We start from the raw sequence: 20,791 nt of genomic DNA on the forward strand, positions 1-20,791 counted from the left end.
CTTTTTGGCTAGTTTACAGGACATCCGCCATCGCATTAAGAGCGTAAAGAGTACCAAGCAGATAACCAGTGCCATGAACATGGTTGCAACTTCCAGATTGCGCCATGCGAAAGAGGCCGCCCTGGCCAACAAACCTTATGCAGAGAAAGTCGTGCAGGTGGTGCAGCAGATTGCTGCCACTGCGGGAAATGATTTTTCCCACCCACTTCTGGCTAAGCATGAGGATGGCAAGAAGCTCATTTTGCTTGTCACCAGTGACAAGGGCCTCGCCGGTGCATATTCATCCAACGCCTGCAAGGCAGCGGAAGCACTGGTAGAGGATAAGAAGAATACCCCCATGGTCATCGTTGGCCGCAAGGGTACCAGCCACTTCAAGAATCGCGGCTATGACGTAGTGAAAAGCGTCATCGGCGTCAGCGAGCGCCCCAACTTCGATCTGGCCAAAAAACTGGCCGATGATCTGGTGGAACGCTTCAAGACGGGGGAAATCCGCGAAGTGCAGATGGTTTATACGAAATTCATCTCGGCTATCAACTGTGAACCGCAGGTGTTGAAGCTCCTGCCTTTCGAGGCAGAGGCATCCGATGGCCCGGTTACCGAGTACATCTATGAACCGGATGCAGCAACGGTGTTGGGGAGCCTGCTGCCGCAGTATCTCTACACCACCATCTATGCAGCGCTCCTGCAGTCTGCGGCAAGCGAACTCAGCTCCCGCATGAACGCCATGAGCAATGCAACGGACAACGCAGAAGAGCTTATCAGCAAACTGGACCTCTACTACAACAAGGTACGTCAGGCAGGTATCACCAACGAGATCACCGAGATCGTTGGCGGTGCCGAAGCTCTGAAATAAGGGCATCGTAAGGAGGTTTACCATTGGCAAAAGGTAAAGTCGTACAGGTTATCGGACCTGTCGTAGATATTGAATTCCCGGCAGGCGAACTGCCGGAAATATTGAACGCAATCACCATCAAGGGCAAAGCCGGTGAAGTGGACATCGACCTGGTGGTCGAAGTCATGCAGCACCTGGGCGACAGCGTAACCCGCTGCATCGCCATGAGCTCTACGGATGGTCTCACCCGCGGGATGGAAGCCGAAGATACTGGCGCGCCCATCAGCGTTCCCGTTGGTGAAGGCACTCTGGGCCGTATCTTCAACGTATTGGGCCAGACTGTTGACAAGGATCCTGCTCCGGTCAAAGCCGCTGAGTATTGGCCCATCCATCGTCCGGCTCCTGAGTTCGAAGACCAGGAAACCAGTGACCAGGTACTGGAAACGGGCATCAAGGTCGTTGACCTGATCGCACCGTACGCCCGCGGCGGTAAGATTGGCCTGTTCGGTGGTGCCGGCGTAGGCAAGACCGTGCTCATCATGGAACTGATCCATAACATCGCTACTGAGCACGGTGGTTACTCCGTATTCGCTGGCGTAGGCGAACGTACCCGTGAAGGCAATGACCTTTGGGGCGAAATGAAGGAATCCGGGGTTATCGGCAAGACCGCTCTCGTATACGGTCAGATGAATGAACCCCCCGGAGCTCGTATGCGTGTAGGTCTGACGGGCCTCACCATGGCAGAATACTTCCGTGATGTTCAGCATCAGGATGTGCTGCTCTTCATCGATAACATCTTCCGTTTCATTCAGGCAGGTTCCGAAGTGTCCGCACTTCTCGGCCGTATGCCGTCTGCCGTAGGTTATCAGCCGACGCTGACCACCGATATCGGTGCGCTGCAGGAACGTATCACGTCCACCAAGGAAGGTTCCATCACCTCCGTACAGGCCGTATACGTGCCCGCCGATGACCTCACTGACCCGGCACCGGCTGGTACATTCACCCACCTGGATGCAACGACGGTACTTTCCCGTCAGATTGCCGAGCTGGGTATTTACCCCGCCGTTGACCCGCTGGATTCCACCAGCCGTATCCTGAATGCCGAAGTTCTCGGCGAGGAACACTATCAGGTGGCCCGCGGCGTACAGGCTGTGCTCCAGAAGTACAAGGAACTGCAGGATATCATCGCCATCCTGGGTATGGAAGAACTGTCTGACGAAGATAAGCTCACCGTATCCCGTGCGCGTAAGATTCAGCGTTTCCTGTCCCAGCCCTTCTTCGTGGCCGAAGTATTCACCGGTTCCCCGGGCAAATACGTGCCGCTGAAAGAAACGGTTCGTGGTTTCAAGGAAATTCTCGAAGGTAAATACGATGACCTGCCGGAAGCTGCCTTCTACATGGTAGGCAACATTGACGAGGCTGTGGAGAAAGCAAAGACCTTGGAAAAGGAGGGATAATCTATGGCTACGATCCAGCTAGAGATTGTCTCCCCGGATAAAGTGGTTTATGCCGCAGATATCGGCATGCTGATCGTCCGTTCCACGGGCGGTGAGCTCGGTATCCTGCCCAAGCACGCTCCCTTGGTGACGGGCCTTCTGCCCCATGCCATGCGCGTGCGCCTCAATGGTTCCGACAGGGACGAACAGCTTATCGCTGTGTCCGGCGGCTTCATGGAAGTCACGCCGGAAAAGATCACGGTGCTGGCCACCGCCGCTGAACAGCCCATTGATATCGACATCAATCGTGCCCAGCGTGCCATGGACCGCGCCAAGGAGCGTATCGCTGCTTTCCATCAGGGAGGCGACGAGGCCAGAAATATCGATATCGAACGTGCCCAGCTGGCCCTGCGGCGTGCAATCGCCCGCCTGCATGCTACGGGAACAGAAATCGAGAATCTGAAATAAGCAATGAAAACGGCTTGCAGAGAAATCTGCAAGCCGTTTCCATGTATATCATATGTGAGGAGATTAAATATGTCTGAGTGGTTATTAGCGCCAGCGTTTATTATGCTCGTAGGCGTTATATTCATATTGGTAGCCGTCGGTATAAAATGGAAGATAAAAAAGAAATTAGCGGTTTGTACGGCAGAGACAAAGGGGACGGTGGTTCGCTGGTCGCATGAAAGAGTCGCGCATGATTATGGTAGTGCAACGGATTACTTTTGGTTTCCGGTATATGCTTATGACGTACAGGGAAAGCACTATGAGGAGAAATCATCTGTCGGTTTATCGGAACAAGGCGAATTATATGCTGAGACCGTCTTGTACTATGAACCGGGTAATCCAAGCAATTTTTATGCCAACATTGGGAACTATGATCGCTTGATTATGATTTTTCGGTTGGTGGGGTGGAGTCTTACCTTGATGACGTTATTAACTCTGGGCATCCTTTATCATGTGCAAAGTTGATGCTGTGCTGCATTCGTCCCAAACTGGCACGGGCGTACCAAATGTTTCAGAATTGAATTCTTCCTTCTGGCCTTCGAAATTTGCGAAGGCCTTTTTTACTTGGCCGAAACCCAGATAGAGGAGCGGCAGGTTGCAGCAGACCATGACGATGTTGGCAAAGTCACTGAGGTTCCAGAGGGCGCTGAGGTCAAAGCCGGCAATGTTGGTGACCATGCCGAAGGCCAGTACCGTCAGATTTACCAGACGGACAACAGCAATGAACATCTTGTTATGGGAAATCTGCCGGGCGCAGATTTCCGAGAAGGACAGGAAACCCAGCAGGCAGGTAAAGGCGAAGATGCCAAAGCAGATGCTGATAACCAGCGTAGCCAGCCCATAACCAACACCACCGCCTAAGAGCTGTGCACAGGAGAACAGGAATTTTTCCAGACGGCCCATTTCCATCCAAGCCGCAGCGCCATTGCCGAGCCATGCTTGTCCCATGATGAGGACGAAGCCTGTCAGCGTACAGATAACCATGGTGTCAAGGAAGACGCCGATGGCCTGAATGATGCCCTGGTCGCAGGGATGTTTGGCATGAGAGACTGCGGCAGGCATCGAAAGCGTGCCTTGTCCAGCTTCGTTGCTCATGAGGCCGCGTTTGATACCCTGGGAGAGAGCAAGGCCTAAGGCACCGCCGAAGATCGGCTCGGGCTGGAATGCTTCGGTCACGACCACATAGAAGAACCAGGGCAGGCGATCAAGGTTCAAGGCAACCATAATCACAACTGCGGCCACATAGATAACGGCCATGATGGGCACGAGTACATCTGTGATTTTGGTAATACGGCGCAGTCCGCCGAAGATAGAAAAGGTGGTCACGCCCATCAGCAACAGAAAGAAAACCCAGACAAGCGTGCTGTCAGCAGCCAGCTCCATGCCTGTTATATTCTGCGTGATGGCGGTCATGGCCGATATGGTATTGAAGCCCTGAGCCGGAATGCAGAGCAGGGCATAGACGATATACAGCAGGCTCAAAGCTCCGCCGACAACTGCCGCTCCGCCTAAAAGTTTCCGCCCATAGCAGGGGAGGCCGCCGACGTATTCATCGCCTTGCTTGTCCTTGTAGATCTGTGAGAGTGTTGATTCCACAAAAGCGGTCGCCATGCCAAAGAACGCGGATATCCACATCCAGAACAAGGCACCGGGACCACCTGTGGAAACTGCACCCGTTACGCCCAGAATATTTCCGGGGCCCACTCGCATGGCCGTAGAGAGAAGAAAGGCGGCCAAAGGGCTGATGCCCTGCTCTGATTTTTGACTATTTATCAGGGTGCGCAGGCCATAACGGAAATATTTGATTTGCACAAAGCGCAGGTTCAGGGTGAAATAAATACCTGTACCCACCAAAAGGATAATGACCAACGGTAATTCCCCAATAACGGGGAGCCGGGCATACCATTCCAGATTCGTGGGGAATCCCCAGACCAGATCGGCAAGATTCTGGAAGACAGCACAAATGCTGCCGATTAGTTCATACATGAATTAAGACCTCCTGTGACACGTTTAGATAAGCAGCCGGATGACTGCCGAACCTGTTGTCTCAATTGTAACACACCGAATATAATATGGATATTGGTGTTTGTGCTGTGTATTTTGTAGTCTGTGCGCATACAGGCTGTTTTGCATATTGATGCTGTAAAATTCTATCGACAAAATCTCAACAATAGCGTTATAATGAGAGCTATCATTTGTGTAAAAATTTAGGAGTGGATTTCATGGAAGCCTTTTGGGCGGCGTTTTTGTTGATTTTTTTTGCCGAGATGGGGGATAAGACGCAGTTCCTCGTGATGGCGCTGGCTGGTCGGTATGACAGCCGCCGGGTGTTTGTTGGCATGACTTTGGGAATCATCGTGGTACATGCCTTGGCGGTGCTGCTAGGTGCAACTATCGGCAGCTTCCTGCCCGCGGAAAAAATGGCCATTGCAGCCTCAATCCTTTTTATCTGTTTTGGCCTTTGGTCGCTGAAGGGCGAGGATGGCGATGAGGAAGAAGAATGCCAGACCAGCCGTTTTGGCCCGGTGGTGACAGTGGCGCTGACCTTCATTATCGGCGAGATGGGGGATAAGACACAGCTCGCGGCAGTGGCCTTGGCGGCTGACTATGGCAGCTGGCTGATGGTTTTTGCCGGGGCTGTCGCGGGCATGATCCTGGCCGATGGCATGGGCCTGGTGGCAGGTAATTATCTGCAGAAAAAAGTCTCTACGGCCACCATGCAGAAGATTTCGGCAGGATTGTTCATTCTTTTTGGGACGTTAGGCCTGATTCAGGCGTTATTTTGATTCCGGCCGCTACGAGTACACTAATAAACAATAATAAATATCGCTCAACCACTTGCAACATAGACAAAAACTGTTTATAATTATATTAGGGCTGTATACCTATATATAAAGGATTAAGGAATGTCTCAGGGAAAGTGAGGGATCGATTATGGGTATCTCGGGTGTAGGGGCTACGACGCTTTCGAGTTTCCCGCAAATCAATCGCGAGGTTCATTCTGTGGGAATGCAAGCGACTAAAGAGCGTAGCGACCAGGCAGCGTCTTATAGCAAAGTATCGCAGTTCGGCAATGAAACCAAATTGGGTACCAGCCCGTTCCAGCGCAATAACGATACGGTTATCAGCATTGGTGAACGGGAAACCTCGCAGATTGCCAAGGAGACGGCGGCTATATATAAGGCGTCCAATCTCGGTAACAATACGAAAATAGGCACCAGTGCCTTCCAGCGTGACAATCAGAAGACCAATAACGAGGGGATGAAAAATACCTCTCAAATCATGGATAAGGCGAAGTCTTACTACGAGGTGTCAAACTTCGGCAATGAGACGAAACTTGGTTCCAGCAAATTCCAGCAGCAGGTCAAGCAGATTTCCAAACAAGGTGAGCAAAACACAGCGCACAGCATGAAAGCAGCCCTCGATGTGACGCGTGTATCTCAGTTTGGCAATGAGACGAAGCTGGGTAATAGCCAGTTCCAAAAGGCTAATGCCCAGATCAGCAATTACAAGCCCAAACCAGCTACTGGAGGGAATGTTGACATCGCTGCTTAAAGACATGTTCATTTTGCCGCAGACTTTTGTTTGCGGCCTTTTTACTATGAAATTTTAGTCAGTCAAGCCGTTAGGCGCAGAATGACTTAGATTTCGTGTAAGGGCTGATGAAAAATCCGATGGATTTTTCATCTTGCTTTATGTCTGTAAATAAATGCGATTCAAGGTGTAACAAGCGTTACAGTCAGCAAGCCTTGCTGCCGTTATAATAAAGCCAGTGAATGACGAAAGCGTGTAGCGAGGAGAGTGCATTATGGAAATGAAGATGTTTTGCTATCAGTGTCAGGAAACTGCTGGCTGCAAGGGCTGCACCCAGATGGGTGTCTGCGGCAAGAAGCCGGAAGTGGCGGCTATGCAGGATCTGCTGATCTATGTGACCAAGGGGCTGTCGGCGGTTACCACCCGTCTGCGGGCTGAGGGGAAGAAGGTCAGCCCACAGGTGAATTATCTGATTACTATCAATCTGTTCATCACCATCACCAATGCCAATTTTGATCAGGAGGCCATTGGTGCGCGGGTGTCCCAGACCTTACAGACGAAGCAGGAGCTTTTGGCACAGCTGGCTGACCGGGAAAATCTGCCGGCTGCAGCTCTGTGGCATGATACGGAGGATGGCTTTGCGGCCAAGGCCGCTAAAGTTGGCGTGCTTGCTACCGAGAATGAGGATATCCGCAGCCTGCGTGAACTGATCACCTATGGGCTGAAAGGTCTGGCGGCTTATCAGAAGCATGCCAATGTGCTGGGTTATGAGAATGAGGCCATTGATGCCTTCCTGCAGTCGGCTCTGGCCAAGCTGCTGGATGACAGCCTGACGGCGGATGAGCTTACGGCCCTGACGTTGGAGACAGGCAAGTGGGGCGTAGATGGCATGGCCCTGCTGGATAAGGCCAATACGGAGACTTATGGCAATCCGGAACTCACCAAGGTAGATTTGGGCGTACGCAATAATCCGGGCATCCTGATTTCTGGCCATGATTTCAAGGATCTGGAAATGCTGTTGGAACAGACTCAGGGCACGGGGGTGGATGTATATACCCATGGTGAGATGCTGCCGGCCCATTACTATCCAAAGTTCAAGAAGTACGATAATTTCGTGGGCAATTATGGCAATGCCTGGTGGAAGCAAAAGGAAGAATTCGAGGCTTTCAATGGCCCGATTCTCATGACCACCAACTGTGTGGTACCGCCGAAGTCCAGCTATCAGGAGCGCCTTTTCACCACAGGCGCTACGGGAGTGCCTGGCTGCCAGCATATCGAGGCCAAGGCTGATGGCACGAAGGATTTCTCGGTCATCATTGAGCTGGCGAAGAAGTGCGCGGCACCGACGGAACTGGAGCAGGGGCAGATTGTAGGCGGTTTTGCCCATGAGCAGGTCTTTGCTGTGGCGGATAAGGTTGTGGAAGCGGTCAAGAGCGGCGCCATCAGGAAGTTCGTGGTGATGGCTGGCTGCGATGGCCGCATGAAGAGCCGCGATTATTATGCGGAATTTGCCAAGGCTCTGCCTCAGGATACTGTGATCCTCACGGCCGGCTGCGCTAAGTACAAGTACATCAAGCTGGATCTGGGGGATATCGGCGGCATTCCCCGGGTGTTGGATGCCGGCCAGTGCAATGACTCCTACAGCCTGGCCCTGATTGCCCTGAAACTCAAGGAAGTCTTTGGCCTGGCTGATGTGAATGAGCTGCCCATTGCCTACAATATTGCCTGGTATGAGCAGAAGGCCGTAATCGTGCTGCTGGCCCTGCTGCACCTCGGCGTGAAGAACATCCATCTGGGGCCGACGCTGCCCGCATTCCTCTCTCCGCATGTGGCGAAGGTGCTGGTGGAGACCTTCGGTATCGGCACGATTTCCACGGTGGAAGAAGATATCAAAAAGATGATAGGCTGATATTAAATATAAGAAAATCCTCGCAGGATTTAGTCATTCTGCGAGGATTTTGTGTTGTTATCCTTTAATCACGGCGGATGAAATCGGCAATGGAGCGGCGGATGGGCTTTTCCGTTGGTGCCGTATTCTGACCAATGGCTTCGGCAAGCCCCGGGATGTGTTTACTGGGCTCGGCGTGGCGCATGGGCGCCGCATCGGCGGCATTGATGGTGGAAAGGGTGGGGACGCCGTGAATGGAAGCGGGGGCAGGCGTTACGGGGATGGAGGCGGCGCTATTTTCCGGCGCAATCCTTGTGCCTGCGTTGGGGGCGGACAGGGATGGTGTAATAGGCACATCCCGGCTGGTCAGTTTCACTTCCAGCGTATCGCCGTTCTTGACCGGATCGACAAAGTCGACGGGCTGTCCATTGACCAGGATGGTGAAGTTCACCCGGCTGGTGGCAGCGGGGGGCTGGAAGTTGACGGCCAAAAGGGCATCGCTGACCGTAGTCACCATGCGTTCCGAAGTATGGTAAGTAACTTCGCAGCCATCGTCGATGATGGTGCCGGGGCTGGCAGTACGGCCATTGACCATGAGTTCCACATTGGCTGAGGGAATGGCGAATTCCTTGCCTTCGTAGTAGATCATCACGGAGGTATCGGAGTTTTTGATATTCAGGATGTCACCGAGCTTCGGATCTTCGTCGGCCATGTATTCCACATGATCCCCCTCATGGATGGGCATGGAAATGCTGGCGGGAATATCGTTGAGGAGGATTTCTGGCGTACAGCTGTAAGTGGTTTCTCTGCCGTTCAGGGTATAGTGGATCTTGCGGCCGGTGGGCGGGTAGCCGGCGGCCAGCAGGGCTTCGCCCAGGCTCTTGAATTCCCGGCTTTCAATCACATCGCCGTCGGCCAGCAGCTGGTCAGCTTCGGCCTCTTTGCCGTTGACGGTGACTTTCTGGCGGATATGTTTTTCCCGGCCGTTGATGTAGATGGTGTATTCCTGTCCGGCGGTCACGAGGTCGCCCAGCCGTACCGTCGGAGTGGTGCCGTTTTCCCCGGGGATCACGGTGATGCGGGCGCCGTCGCGGATCACCGTATCGAGATCAGCCTCTTCCTCATTCAGCATGATCTTGGCAAAGGTGCCCAAAGTGCCCGGGAAGAATTTTTTCTCGGTGCCGATATTGACCATCAGGCCCAGTCCCGGATGGCCATTGTATTTGCGCATATTGATGCCGGCGTTCAGCAAGGCATCGGACACGGTGAGTTCCCGGAAGTTGAACAGGCTGTATTCCTCGTCATTGACGTAGACGGAGAGGAAATGCAGGGTGTTCAGGGAAGCAATCTTCAAAATGCCCAAGGGGGTTACGGCATCGGGATAATGCAGTTCTTCGGGGATATCCACAATGCCATTGACGGCGTCGGGTTTGCGCACAGCTACGCGGTTTTCCGGCATGCCCAGGGCATCGGCCACGAATTGGGCAAGACCGGGGGTAAGGGAGCCGCCGCCCACCAGCATGACAGCTTGGGGCGTGTCGCCGTTGAGTTCAAAGATCTGTTTGGCAATGGCGTTGGCCAAATTTTCGATATTGGGCATCACCGGATCGAGAACCTCGGCGGCGGAAAGATTGTATTCCACGCCCAAAATGTCGGTGAAGTTTACATCTTCGCCCACGGAGGCCTGCCGTTTGATGCGTTCAGCAATGTTGAAGTCCAGCAGGAAGCGCTGGCTGATGGCTTCGGTGACTTCATCGCCGGCCAGTGGCACCATGCCATAGGCAATGACGGAGCCGTTCTTGGTGATGGCCACGTCGGAGGTGCCGGCGCCGATATCCACCAGCACCAGATTCAGATGGCGCATGGTGGGCGGGATCAGCACGTTGATGGCGGCAATCGGCTCCAGGGTCAGGGCCCGCATTTCCAGATTGGTGGCATGGAGGGCTGACTGCATGGAGTCGATGACCTGCCGGGGCAGGAAGGTGGCGATGACTACGGCCTTGGCCTTCTTGCCCCGCTGGCCAATCAGCATCTTGAGTTGGATGTCGTCCAAAACGTAGCGGATGGTGCTGTAGCCTACGCAGTAATAGCGGGTGGGATCGTCCACGGTATGGCTTTCGGCCAGAGCTGCCTGGGCGGCCTGTACCCCGGCAAAGTCCAGGTTGCGCTGCTGTTCGGCGGTGATCAGGCCGTTGACTTCCATCTCCGCTTCGGCGGTCATGGTGTAGAGGGCACGGCCGGCGGCGGCCACAGCGGCGGTCTTGATGGGGCCGGTCTTTTCAATCAGGGCATTCTTGACTTTTTCCACCACGGCGGCTACCTGAGGCACATCGTGGATCTGACCGTCCAGCATGGCCCGCGTCTTATGCTCCAACCTGTCCGTGGCGATGACATGGAGATTTTCGTCATCGCCTTCTTCAGCCACAATGCCGATGACACTGCGGGTGCCGATGTCCAGGGCAAAAATCCGCTCATGCTCCTTGACAGCTTTGGGTGGCGGTGTTTTAATAACATTGATAGCCTCTACAATTTCCGGCCGCAGTTCTTCTGCGGGAGGTTCGGCAGGCTTTGGCTTTTTAGCCGTGCGGGCCGTTGTTTTCTTAGGCGCAGGGGCTTTTTCCGTAGGTTGTATATCAGTGGTGTTTTTCTTGATTGTTGGCATAAAAAAACTCCTCACTTTGCGTAATTTTAAAAGGTTATTTTTATTATTTCGCGAAATATACATTATAATCCTGTTTTTTGCCGAAAATCTTATAAAAACAGTTATAGAAACGAGTGTGATACTATGACAGGAAATCGAGAAGTTATTACGGGCAGTGATTTTAAGCGCATGGTCTCTGGGGCCTACAGCGAATTCTTGCTGGAGTATGAGGAGATAAACCGGATGCAGGGGGCGGGCAGCATGCCTGGTACCCATGTGTTGCGGACCATGGGGGCGGCCATCATGCCGTTGAAGGATGCCAAGGACGACAGCATCGGCGGACTGGCCCGGCGGGTGGCTTCGGGAGCGCTCTTCGGCGCCCGGGGCAGTGCCGGTGTGGTGCTGGCGCAGATGTTCCGCGGTCTGGGCAAGGGGCTTCTGGGCAAGCATAATGCCACGTCCACGGAGTTCGGCAAGGCCTTTCAGTATGGCATTCTCTACGCGCAGCGGGTGATGCCTGAGGAGCCGGAGCGTCCCATCATCACTTTGGCCAAAGAGGTGGCAAAAGGTGCCTATCATGCCGTGCGGGCCAACAAGCCGATCTCCGAGATTCTGGAAACGGCTATTGCCTGCGGGGAAAAGGCGCTGGAAAAAATCGGCGAGGAAGATGCAGGGGCAAGGATCATGTTTGCGTTCCTGCAGGGCTGCCTGAAGGGGTTGGATGGCAATTTCGTTTCGCCGGCAGTCAGCCTGTCCCTGGGGCTGGAGGCACAGCAGGCCGGTCTGCCTGATCCCCGCCATGATGTGGTCCGTCCTTACTGCGTGCGTTTTTCGGTGAAAAATGTGCAGGTGGACATGAAGGAGCTGGAGGCGCATCTCAGGGAATTTTCTTCCTTTGCGCTGGTGGAGCGGGCGGCTACCGGTGTGGACGTACATCTGCATACGGATCATCCCGGCAAGGTCATCGAACAGGCCATTGGCTGGGGGCCCCTCAAGGGCATCCATGTCACGAATATGAGCGAACCGCACAGTCTGTCCGCCCATGATGCCGTGATGAAGGTAGCCCTGTTGGCGGTAGCGGAAAACAAGGTGCAGGCCAAGGAATTGCAGGAGCAGGGCGTGCAGATTCTCGTCACCGGCAGCGAGGCAGAAAGTCCCTCGGTGGCAGAACTCATCAACGCGGCCCATAGCGATCTGGCCTATGCCTATGTGATGGTGGCCTGGAACCGGGATTTCTGGCAGGCCTTCCGTCAGGTGAAACGGCTGCTGGGCGAGCGCATTGAACTGGTGCTCTGCGAAACGAAACAGCAGCAGGCTGCAGCGATCAAGGCTTTCGATGCCAACCTCACGGCGGTGGAGAATGCCATCGTCATGCGGGAGGCTGCGGAAGAGGCCAAATAAATTTGGGTTGAGACAATAAGACGCGGGCCACGGTATAATACTTTTTCTCCGCTGAGACGGCTTTGCCGCCAAACGCTGCGAAAAAGCATCATACCGTGGCCCGCTTTTGTTGTTGTTTTCATTCGCTTCGGTAAGACGCTCGGGGGCTGGCAATATTTTTCATCCGCTGAGACGGCTATCGCCGCCAAACGCTACGGAAAAACATCGCCAGTCCCCGGGCTTGATTTTATTTGCGTTTATTATTTTTGGTCGATTTTGGCTTCCAGTCTGGCCAGGGCTTCTTTGAGGGCCTGGATTTCTGCACCCTGCTGGGCGATGGTTTCGTTTTGGGCGGCGATTTTTTTGAGCAGGGCGGATTTGCTGGTGCTGGTACCGCCGCGGCCCAGGGCGATGGAGAGGCCGGCGTTGATCATGTTTTCGCCGTTGCCCATACTGCCGCCCAGGCTGACCATGACTGTATCAGAGGGGCGGTAGAAAAGACCGATGGCGGCGGCGGTGGCATTGCGATAGTTGCCCACACCCATAGCCATGCTGAATTTATCGTCCGTTTCTAAGGGGCGCAGGGCGGCCAGGGCGGCTGCACCGGCACCGACTTTATTGATGCGGCTGTCCAGCTTGTTGATGCTGCTGTTTAGCTGTTTCATGTTGCTGGTCAGATTGGTGACGTTTGTGTTTGTGGTTTTCAGCTGACCAACGGTGGCGGCATCGGTATCGTCAGTACCGTCAGCCACATGTTTGATCTGCCGCTCATTACCTGAGGAACCTACTGAGACGGCATTGGCTTCGGCAGCAGATTCATTGCCTAATACGACAGCATTGTCCACGTTAGCTGTGACATTGTTGCCCAGTACGAAGGTGTTGTTTCCATTGGCGGTGACATTGTTGCCCAAGACAAAGGTGTTATTGCCGCCGATATTATTATCATTGCCGACGCCATAGCTGTCACTACCATCAATGATACTGGGGTCACCGAAAGCGCCACTGCGCTCACCTGTGACTTGATTGCCATAGCCGATGGCGATAGCTTTGTTGCCGGAAGCTTTGTTGCCTTCGCCGATGGCTATGGAGTCGTTGCCGGAAGCCTTGCTGTCCTTGCCTATGGCAATCTGCTGGCTGGTGGTGCCCAGTTGCAGGGATTCGTTGTTCAGGTAGTTGTAGACCGTGTCGCCTGTGACATAGCCACTGTCCTGCTCTTGTATAGTACCAGGGGTAATGGAACCTGTGCCTGTGCCGGAATTCTGCAGCGCAGCGACGGTGGTTTGCAGCTCTGTAAGAGCGCTCAGGTCGGCTTTGCCGGCAAGCTGGGTATCCAGCGTAATCAGATTGGTGGCGGCGGATTGGTCTTTCTTGACGTAAGTGCCATCAGCAGTGAGGCGGACTTCGCTGGCATCGGCTTTGGTGGCAAGTTGTGTATCCAATGCCGTCAGATTGGCAGCGGTGGTTTGCTCTTTCTTGATAAAGTTGCCATCTGCTGCGGGGCGGACTTCGGCATAGAGCTGATCCGTGCTGATTCCACCGATGCTGCTGCTGCCACTGCTGCCGCTTCCGGAACCGCTTACACTGCCGATGGCTGCTTTCAGCTGGGCCACATTTACGGCGTCGGTATCCTTGGTGCCTGCCGCTACGCCGATAATCTGGCGGGTAACGGGGCTTTCGGTATCGTCACTGCCTACGGCAATGGCATTGTGGGTGGAAACCCAGGCCGCCCCGGTATTTGTGCCCTGATAAGCGGCGCCAGTGGCCCCTGCTGCCCGGTCTGCGATAGCACCGCTGCCCAGTGCAATGGCATCGGCCAGCGTCGCTTGGGCTCCATTGCCGATGGCGGCAGAATTTTCAGCATCCGCTGTGGTTTTGCCGCCAAGGGCAGCCAGAGAGTTGAGGGCTTCTGCAGTGGAATACAGGCCAAAAGCTGTGGAGACGTAGCCTTTGGCTGTAGTAGTACTACCCCAGGCGGTGGAATAAAATCCTTCGGCATTGGTATAGTAGCCGAAGGCTAAGGCACCATTTTGGGTAGCCTTTGCTGCATAGCCAAAGGCTGTGCTGTATTTGCCAGAGGCAGTAGCGCCAGTGCCCCAGGCTGAACTGTAGTCGCCCGTGGCATGGGTGTCATTGCCCCAAGCAGAGGCAGTGTCCGCACGTTCAGCTGGCGTTCCCGTGACACCGGCATCTGCCCCCAAGGCTGCGGGCTGGCTGCCACAAAGTACACAGGCACTGGTCAGCAGGGCGGCCATTACACAGCCCTGCCTGTGGTATTTTCGCGCCAGTTCGCTGGTGACCACATAGCAATTCCTTGCCTGATTCCAAATCACACTGTAAATCTTATTCATGATTTTTACTCCCTTCCATTGGCAATAAAATAAAAACAACCATCAGGCATAGCGTGAAAAACACTACACCTGATGGTTAGCTTGTACAAAATAAGATTTTAGAGGTTGATTTCTCTTCTCTCTAAAATTTCCATCTCTGCCACTTCCTGTATAAAGTAAATGCAAAAATAAAAAGCAAAAATGCCTTACAAGGAATATATCGACAGGAATAAACTGAAACTTAAGTGTATACAGAAAATTTTTTAATCAGTAGAAGGGGCCAGATAAATTGCAGTTTGTAGATGCGAGCCTAAACTCTTTTGTTACAGCTCAGTGGGGCGGCGGTGGGAATACTTTTCCGCCGCTGCACTAAATGTCCCGCCAGCAGAAGTACGCATCTTCCAGTAACCTGCGCCGGGCAAGTCCGGCGGCGCGTCCATCAACGAAGCATCCAGCAAATGCTGTTTGCGGGCCAGCCTTCACTTCGTTCAGGCAGTCGTTCCGCCGGCGGAAAAGCATCCCCACCGCCACCCAGAGTTACGTTTGTCAATGCTGCTATGTTTCGGCTGGAGGATACAAGCACATCGATGTTCTTGTTACAGGAGAAACGGTTCGTGCCGATTGCCAAAAACGTGGCTGGGGGCGAACGGGGGAGTGCTTTTTCTGTGGGAGCGACTGCCTGAGCGTCAGCGAAGGCCGGCCCGAGGCAGGCAGTTACCAGAAAGCACGCTGAAAGACGCGCCGCCGGTCTTGCCCGGCGCCATCTGGCTAAAAAGCTCTAAAATTGCCGAGAGGGTCGTTTTAGCGGAAACAGAAAAAGTACTCCCCCGTGAACCCCTGACTGCGTATGAACGGGATATCTTCAGCACGAACTCACTCACAAACTGCAATTTTTCAGCGCCTGTTTCAGCCTATCTGCCACCATTTCCGGGGTGATGGCTTTCATGCAGGCGTTGGTTTTGTATTTGCATTTTGTTTTGAGACAGCGCCTGCATTCGTGGGGGCTGATGATGAACTCGTGGCCTGCAGTCAGGGGGCCGTAGACATCGGGCTGGGTGGGGCCCCAGAGGGAAAGGGTTCGGCAGCCTACGGCGTCGGCGATGTGCAGAGGGCCGGTATCACAGGACAGGAGCAAATCCGCACTCTTCAGCAGGGCGGCCAGCTCGATGAGATTTGTTTCGCCGGCAATGGAGAGGCTGGGGCGGTTCATCTGCTTTTGGGCGGCGGCGATAAATTCCGCTTCGCCGGGGCTGCCGCAGAAGACGATCTGCACATCTTCCGGCAGGTCACGCAGGGCCAACCCGAAGTTTTCCGGTTCCCAGTTCTTGTCCGGCCAGGTGGTGCGTACCGTAACCATCAAAATGGGATGGGCTGTGTCAATGGCGTGTTCCTGCCAGAACTTCCCGGCAAAACCTTCCATGTCAGCGGGCAGCTGCAATGTCAGTCCCGGCGTGAAGTCTTCCTGTTGGAAGCCCAGAGGCATCAGGGCGCTCAGATAGCGGCGCACCTTGTGGGGACTTTCAATATTGGGAGCCATTTCGCTCATAAAGAAGGGGTTGCCCTCGTGGCGCTCGTGGATGCCGATGCGCCGTTTGGCTCCCGAAAGTATGGCCAGAATGCCTGTGAGGAAAAGCCCCTGAATATCGAGAACCAGGTCAAAGTGCCGTGCCTTTAAGAGGGTACGGGCTTTTTTTAGTTCCCGGTAAGCGGTGGGCAGGTCAAAGCCGGCAAAGGCCTTGTCCAATGGCCGTCTGTCCCAGACAAGGAGCTCGTCGATATAGGGATTTTCCGCCAGCAGTTTATCGGCAGGCGGGCTCACCAGCCAGGTGATATGGGCGTCCGGCTGCAGTCTTTTGAGCTCCCGGGCCACGGGGGTGGCGTGGAGCACATCACCGATGGCAGACAGGCGCAGGATCAGGATTTTTTTTCCGTGCTTATTTTCCATAAAGGTTGGTTTTGCCTTTCGTTCATAGTAAAATAATAAGATAAGTCTAATATTAGCACAGGAATAACAGATTGTCCAAGAGAAAGGGAACGGGCCATGTTAAAAGATATAACCATCAAGTCGTTGGCCAGCAGTGATACGGTGTACCGGCGGGGGATTGAGTATTATTATGATGATGCAGTGGATGAACTGGCCAAGCTGGATAATGATGGCAGGGAATGGGAAGCTGTCGTATATGGCAATTCAACATATACGGTCTATGTGAAGCTGGACAAGCGCAAGGAGAATATTGAGGATTACAGCTGTGATTGCCCGGCCGCTGAGCAGTATCTGGGGGCCTGCAAGCATGTGGTGGCGGTGCTGAAGGAAATCCAGGAAACACAGGAACATGAGCGGCCCCAGTCGGCCAAGGAAATCCTGCAGAGCGTCATCAAGAATATGGGGCTGGAGACGGCGGGCAATCTGCAGAAAAAAAAGCAGCAGGAGCAGCAAAGCCGGGCAGCCCAGCGCATGTTTGCAGCTTTTCAGCAGGCCCAGGCAGAAGATGTTGACCGGCGTACCGTGGGGCAGGCAGAGTATGCCCATCTGGTGCCCCGTCTGGTCACGGAATCCTATTATGGCGAGCATAACAATTGGCTGGAATTCCGCTTTGGCTTGGACAAATTATATGTGGTGAAGAATGCGGGCAATTTCGTGGAGGCTATGGAAAAGGGGGATTACTGGCAGCTGGGCTCGAAGAATTCCGTCCATCTGAGTTCGGTGCACTGGGGGGATGAGACGTCCGCCAAGCTCTATGACATGCTGCAGAAGTACAAGCGTATGGAACAGGGGATGTTTGCCGCCGGCGCAGGCGGTAACCGCTACTACTATATGAACACCCATTCCTATCTTTTCGATCAGAAGCAGTTCCGCTTGTCACCGGAAGCCCTGACAGAGTTTCTGGAGCTTATGGGGGATACGCCCTTCGAATTGCGGCTGGATGATGGGGAATGGGAAACGGTCAGAACAAGGACGGGTAATCCCCAGCTGGAATTGGAACTGGCAGAGGTTCATGGCGGCGGCGAATTGAAGGTCACGAAGGCCGATATCTCGACCTTGTCCAAGGACTGCCGCATCGTATATCAGGATGGTGTGATCTACCAGAGTGACAGGAAATTTGCCCAAGGGTTGAAGCCGTTGGTGGATACTTTTGACGGCACCAACGCTATCCGGATAAACAGCCACGATCTGGCGGCCTTTTTTGGGCAGGTGCTGCCCCGCATGGAATTGGCGGCGGAAGTCAGGATCGCGCCGAAATTCATGGAGCAGTATGTGGTGCAGCCTCTTTCCGCAGAGCTCTATATTGACTACGAAGTGGACGGCATTGCCGTGCGACCAAAGTTTGCCTATGGGGATGCCGTATTCAATCCCCTGGTGGAAAAAGAACCGCCCCTCAGGGGCGGGCGGAAGCTGGTACGGGATGAATATCGGGAGCAGGAACTCATCACCCGGCTTACCCATTATGGCTTCCAGCCAAAGCGGGATCAGCTGGTGCAGAAGGATGAGGAAAAAAGCTATGAATTCCTGACGGAGGAGCTGCCCTTCCTGCCGGATTGGGTGGATGTATTCTATTCCGATGCCTTCGGCAACCGTCCGGTGCGGCCCATGCCCAAGGTCACGGCAGGGGTAAGCGTCAACGACATGGATCTGCTGGAGGTCACCTTCAATGCCAAGGATCTGGACTTTAACGAGCTTATGGAAATCCTCGATTCCTACCGGCAGAAACGCAAGTATCATCGTTTGAAGGACAAGAGCTTCATCACCCTGGGGGAACAGCAGATGCAGGCCATTGCCGATTTCGTGGACAATACGGGCATTGGCAAAAGCAAGGCTGAGGGCATGAAGGTGGAACTGCCCATGAATCAGGCCATGTATCTGGATGAACTGGCCCGGGCTGATGAAAGCCTGCGGCTGGAGCGCAGCAAGGAGTTCCGGGCCATCGTGCGGGATATCCGCCATCCTGAGGACAGCGAGGCCGAAGTGCCGGCGAGCCTGAAGGATATCCTGCGTGATTATCAGGTGACGGGCTTCAACTGGCTGTCCAATCTGGCAGGTTATCACTTGGGTGGCATTCTGGCCGACGATATGGGGCTGGGCAAGACCTTGCAGGTCATTGCCTTCCTGCTGTCCAAGCAGGATAAGAACCAGCCGCCCTCTTTGGTGGTGGCACCGACTTCGCTGATGTATAACTGGCTCGATGAAATCGAGCATTTTGCCCCGGAGCTCAAGGCCTGTGCTGTGGCTGGTACCAAGGCGGAACGGGAAAAGATTCTGGCTGAGGCCGATGCCAGCTTTGATGTGCTGATCACTACCTATAATATGCTCAAGCGGGATATCGATATGTATGAGAAGCGACGTTTCCGTTACGCCTTTTTGGATGAGGCCCAGCATATCAAGAATCCCACGACCCAGAATGCAAGGGCGGTGAAGCGTCTGAAGACCAGCGGCTACTTTGCCCTGACGGGTACGCCCATTGAAAACACCCTGACGGAACTTTGGTCAATCTTCGATTTCCTGATGCCGGGGTATCTGCTTTCCCATAAGAAATTCAAGGACCGCTACGAAACCCCCATCGTACGGGAGCAGGACGAACGCAGCCTCAAGGATTTAAAGCGCCATGTGATGCCCTTTATCCTGCGGCGTATGAAAAAGGACGTGTTGACGGAACTGCCCGACAAAGTGGAGCGCAAGATGGTAAGCTCCATGACGCCGAAGCAGGAAAAGGTCTATCAGGGCTGGTTCCTAAAGAGTCAGAAGGAATTTGCCCAGCAGCTGGCGGCGGGGGACGACAGCCGCATCAAGATCTTGGCCATCCTCACCCGCCTGCGGCAGATTGCCTGCGATCCTGCCATGTTTTTGGAAGGTTATACCGGCGGTTCCGGCAAGCTGGATCAGCTGGAGGAACTGGTGGGGGAGGCCGTGGACGGCGGCCACCGCATCCTGATCTTCTCCCAGTTCACCACCATGCTTTCCCATATCGGGGAACGGCTGAAGGAGCAGGGCATCGACTATTACTATCTGGATGGTTCTACGCCTTCGCTGGAGCGTATCCGTCTGGTCAAATCCTTCAATGAAGGGAATACGCCGGTATTCCTGATTTCCCTGAAAGCCGGCGGCACGGGACTGAATCTTACAGGGGCGGATATGGTCATCCATTTCGATCCCTGGTGGAACCCGGCGGTGGAGGATCAGGCCACCGACCGTGCTTATCGTCTGGGGCAGAAGAACAATGTGCAGGTCATCCGTCTGCTGGCCAAGGGCACCGTGGAGGAAAAGATCTATGAGCTCCAACAGAAGAAGAAATCCCTGATCGACCAGATGATCCAGCCCGGAGAAAACTTCCTGTCACGGCTGACGGACGAAGAAATTCGCGAACTGTTCCAGAAATAAGTCCTTTGTTCATTCGTTGCTTGGACGGCGTGAGGCGGCTATTGTGCGTCCGCTTTGCCTTGAAGCTAAAATTCTTTTTTGCCTTTTATTAATATCCTGACCAGTCAAAACTCGCTGTGCTCAGACAGTTGACTGGTCAGGATATTTTCGTGTAGGCAAAAAAAAATTTCCTAACGCTCCCGCACAACAGCCGCCCCACGGCTGCGCGAAGGAAGATTTTCGGCTGATTGTTTGGTTAGATTATTCCATTGCAAAGGCATTAGAACGGTAAAAAAGAATAAAATTGTGGCTGTTCTCCCTCAGGGAGGGCAGTTTTTTAATGTTTAGAAATAAAAATTGTCTTTAATAATAAAAAAATAATAAAAATAAAAAACAGGATTTTGACTGTATGAAATCGAATAGTATGTATTGTGTACCTTGTGGAGGTGATGAAGATGAAACAGGAACAAGGTATTGTGTTGGAAACAGAGGGCAGCACGGCCAAGATCCGAGTGGGACGTCATGAGGAGTGTGGCTCCTGCGGTGCCTGCGGCGGGGCCCAGCGGGTGGTGGTGGAAGCGGCCAATCCCGTGGAGGCCAAGGCCGGGGATAAAGTGCTTTTTGAGTTCCGGGAGGAAAATGTGCTGACCGGGGCCTTCGTGGTCTTTATCCTGCCTTTGCTGTTTGGTGCAGTGGGGGCGGTGATCGGTCATTTTACAGCACCGCTGCTGGATGAGAACGGCAGCCTGCCCTATGTGCTGGGAGCGTTGATCTTCTTCCTGATTGCCTTGGTCATCGTGAAGCGATTTGACCGCAAGGCAGCGAAAGATCAGGCATTGAAACCGGTGATTGTCGAGATTTTGGACAAGCATCAGTCTTAATACATATGGTTT

The 20,791-nt window shown here is 53.8% G+C and carries 14 protein-coding genes; 10 read left to right on the forward strand and 4 right to left on the reverse strand.

Features of this window, described 5'->3' with window-relative positions; translation table 11 throughout:
• Nucleotides 1-4 precede the first annotated feature (4 nt).
• From atpG to SELR_RS01955, 4 genes are all read left to right on the forward strand, one after another.
• Nucleotides 5-853 (forward strand): ATP synthase F1 subunit gamma, encoded by an 849-nt coding sequence (gene atpG / locus SELR_RS01940; RefSeq protein ID WP_014423517.1) that lies wholly within the window; start codon nt 5-7, stop codon nt 851-853.
• Between the two features lie 23 nt (nt 854-876).
• Complete coding sequence (gene atpD, locus SELR_RS01945; protein ID WP_014423518.1) at nt 877-2,289, forward strand: F0F1 ATP synthase subunit beta; 1,413 nt, start codon at nt 877-879, stop codon at nt 2,287-2,289.
• A gap of 3 nt (nt 2,290-2,292) precedes the next feature.
• A complete protein-coding gene (locus SELR_RS01950) occupies nt 2,293-2,736 on the forward strand; it encodes a F0F1 ATP synthase subunit epsilon (protein ID WP_014423519.1) in 444 nt (147 codons plus the stop codon).
• A gap of 69 nt (nt 2,737-2,805) precedes the next feature.
• The gene (locus SELR_RS01955) at nt 2,806-3,240 is read left to right on the forward strand and encodes a DUF3592 domain-containing protein (protein WP_041914228.1); all 435 of its coding nucleotides are present in this window, start codon (nt 2,806-2,808) and stop codon (nt 3,238-3,240) included.
• Here the strand turns inward: SELR_RS01955 and SELR_RS01960 are convergent.
• Nucleotides 3,205-4,761: an alanine/glycine:cation symporter family protein gene (locus SELR_RS01960; RefSeq protein WP_014423520.1), complete on the reverse strand. Its 1,557-nt coding sequence runs from the start codon at nt 4,759-4,761 to the stop codon at nt 3,205-3,207. The genes SELR_RS01955 and SELR_RS01960 overlap by 36 nt on opposite strands.
• A gap of 236 nt (nt 4,762-4,997) precedes the next feature.
• On the opposite strand from SELR_RS01960, the gene SELR_RS01965 reads away from it, so the two are divergent.
• From SELR_RS01965 to hcp, 3 genes are all read left to right on the forward strand, one after another.
• Nucleotides 4,998-5,561 carry a TMEM165/GDT1 family protein gene (locus SELR_RS01965; RefSeq protein WP_014423521.1) on the forward strand — a complete coding sequence of 188 codons (564 nt, stop codon included), beginning with the start codon at nt 4,998-5,000 and terminating at the stop codon, nt 5,559-5,561.
• Nucleotides 5,562-5,709: 148 nt separating this feature from the next.
• Complete coding sequence (locus SELR_RS01970) at nt 5,710-6,330, forward strand: hypothetical protein (RefSeq protein ID WP_014423522.1); 621 nt, start codon at nt 5,710-5,712, stop codon at nt 6,328-6,330.
• A 253-nt stretch (nt 6,331-6,583) separates the two neighbouring features.
• Nucleotides 6,584-8,218 (forward strand): hydroxylamine reductase, encoded by a 1,635-nt coding sequence (gene hcp, locus SELR_RS01975; RefSeq protein WP_014423523.1) that lies wholly within the window; start codon nt 6,584-6,586, stop codon nt 8,216-8,218.
• Nucleotides 8,219-8,282: 64 nt separating this feature from the next.
• Here the strand turns inward: hcp and SELR_RS01980 are convergent, their stop codons facing one another.
• The gene (locus SELR_RS01980) at nt 8,283-10,859 is read right to left on the reverse strand and encodes a cell division FtsA domain-containing protein (protein WP_014423524.1); all 2,577 of its coding nucleotides are present in this window, start codon (nt 10,857-10,859) and stop codon (nt 8,283-8,285) included.
• Nucleotides 10,860-10,982: 123 nt separating this feature from the next.
• On the opposite strand from SELR_RS01980, the gene SELR_RS01985 reads away from it, so the two are divergent.
• Entirely contained in the window at nt 10,983-12,239 is a 1,257-nt protein-coding gene (locus SELR_RS01985; protein WP_041914229.1) for a DAK2 domain-containing protein, read from the forward strand.
• Nucleotides 12,240-12,478: 239 nt separating this feature from the next.
• Here SELR_RS01985 and SELR_RS01990 read toward each other — a convergent pair whose 3' ends face one another.
• The gene (locus tag SELR_RS01990) at nt 12,479-14,566 is read right to left on the reverse strand and encodes an ESPR-type extended signal peptide-containing protein (protein WP_041914230.1); all 2,088 of its coding nucleotides are present in this window, start codon (nt 14,564-14,566) and stop codon (nt 12,479-12,481) included.
• Nucleotides 14,567-15,422: 856 nt separating this feature from the next.
• The gene (locus tag SELR_RS01995) at nt 15,423-16,490 is read right to left on the reverse strand and encodes a glycosyltransferase family 9 protein (protein WP_014423529.1); all 1,068 of its coding nucleotides are present in this window, start codon (nt 16,488-16,490) and stop codon (nt 15,423-15,425) included.
• 96 nt (nt 16,491-16,586) lie between these two features.
• On the opposite strand from SELR_RS01995, the gene SELR_RS02000 reads away from it, so the two are divergent.
• Both SELR_RS02000 and SELR_RS02005 read left to right on the forward strand, forming a co-directional pair.
• Nucleotides 16,587-19,919 carry a DEAD/DEAH box helicase gene (locus SELR_RS02000; RefSeq protein WP_014423530.1) on the forward strand — a complete coding sequence of 1,111 codons (3,333 nt, stop codon included), beginning with the start codon at nt 16,587-16,589 and terminating at the stop codon, nt 19,917-19,919.
• A gap of 434 nt (nt 19,920-20,353) precedes the next feature.
• Nucleotides 20,354-20,779 (forward strand): SoxR reducing system RseC family protein, encoded by a 426-nt coding sequence (locus SELR_RS02005; RefSeq protein WP_014423531.1) that lies wholly within the window; start codon nt 20,354-20,356, stop codon nt 20,777-20,779.
• Nucleotides 20,780-20,791 lie beyond the last annotated feature (12 nt).

The sequence above is a fragment of the Selenomonas ruminantium subsp. lactilytica TAM6421 genome (assembly GCF_000284095.1).
GTDB lineage: Bacteria > Bacillota > Negativicutes > Selenomonadales > Selenomonadaceae > Selenomonas_A > Selenomonas_A lactilytica.

Bases quoted from the DNA above. Each gene is read 5' to 3' on its own strand.
- SELR_RS01950 (WP_014423519.1), top strand. From the start codon at position 2,293: ATGGCTACGATCCAGCTAGAGATTGTCTCCCCGGATAAAGTGGTTTAT.
- SELR_RS01955 (WP_041914228.1), top strand. From the start codon at position 2,806: ATGTCTGAGTGGTTATTAGCGCCAGCGTTTATTATGCTCGTAGGCGTT.
- SELR_RS01960 (WP_014423520.1), bottom strand. From the start codon at position 4,761: ATGTATGAACTAATCGGCAGCATTTGTGCTGTCTTCCAGAATCTTGCC.
- SELR_RS01965 (WP_014423521.1), top strand. From the start codon at position 4,998: ATGGAAGCCTTTTGGGCGGCGTTTTTGTTGATTTTTTTTGCCGAGATG.
- SELR_RS01970 (WP_014423522.1), top strand. From the start codon at position 5,710: ATGGGTATCTCGGGTGTAGGGGCTACGACGCTTTCGAGTTTCCCGCAA.
- hcp (WP_014423523.1), top strand. From the start codon at position 6,584: ATGGAAATGAAGATGTTTTGCTATCAGTGTCAGGAAACTGCTGGCTGC.
- SELR_RS01980 (WP_014423524.1), bottom strand. From the start codon at position 10,859: ATGCCAACAATCAAGAAAAACACCACTGATATACAACCTACGGAAAAA.
- SELR_RS01985 (WP_041914229.1), top strand. From the start codon at position 10,983: ATGACAGGAAATCGAGAAGTTATTACGGGCAGTGATTTTAAGCGCATG.
- SELR_RS01990 (WP_041914230.1), bottom strand. From the start codon at position 14,566: ATGAATAAGATTTACAGTGTGATTTGGAATCAGGCAAGGAATTGCTAT.
- SELR_RS01995 (WP_014423529.1), bottom strand. From the start codon at position 16,490: ATGGAAAATAAGCACGGAAAAAAAATCCTGATCCTGCGCCTGTCTGCC.
- SELR_RS02000 (WP_014423530.1), top strand. From the start codon at position 16,587: ATGTTAAAAGATATAACCATCAAGTCGTTGGCCAGCAGTGATACGGTG.
- SELR_RS02005 (WP_014423531.1), top strand. From the start codon at position 20,354: ATGAAACAGGAACAAGGTATTGTGTTGGAAACAGAGGGCAGCACGGCC.